Annotated in this window: 1 pseudogene; it reads right to left on the bottom strand. The window is 73.8% G+C overall.

Annotated elements, in window-relative coordinates:
* Positions 1-587: pseudogene (locus GTP58_RS30840) on the bottom strand (hypothetical protein); the annotation flags it as partial.

Raw genomic sequence — 587 nt, forward strand, 5'->3', positions numbered from 1 at the left:
GCGCCGTTCAGCAGGGTGCTGGCCGCACCGGCGCCGCCATTGGCGCCGTTGATGCCGTTGCCGCCATTGCCGCCGGTCTGCGTGACCGTTGCCTTCACCTCGTAGGCACCGGCGCTGGCCGTACCGTTGGCGATGGCGCTGGCGACGGCGGTGCCGCCGGTGCCGCCGCTATTGCCCACACCCGCACCCTGGCCGCCGGTGCCGCCGGTGGCGCTGCTGCTCAGTTGCAGTCCGGCGTCTGCGGTTCCCTGGGCGCGGCTGGTGGCGCTGCCGCCGGCCTGGCCGTTGCCGCTGCCGCTGCTGGCACCGCCGCCATTGCCGCCGCGGCTGCTGGCGGTGGCCGTGAAGTCGCGGCTGACATTGACATTCAGCTGGCTGCTGGCGCTACCTGCCGTACCCGCCGCGCCGCCCGCGCTGGCATTGCCGCCGTTGCCGCCGGTGCTGCTGACGCTGGGACCATACACCAGGGCGCCGGAATTGCCGCTCAGCGTCAGCGTGCCGCTGGCGTCAGCGCCGTTGCCTGCCACGCCGGTGGCGGTATTGCCGCCATTGCCGCCGGCGGCGCTCACTTGCACATTGGGCTGGCC

Origin of the sequence: Duganella sp. CY15W (genome assembly GCF_009857555.1) — a bacterium.
Classification (GTDB): domain Bacteria; phylum Pseudomonadota; class Gammaproteobacteria; order Burkholderiales; family Burkholderiaceae_D; genus Rugamonas; species Rugamonas sacchari.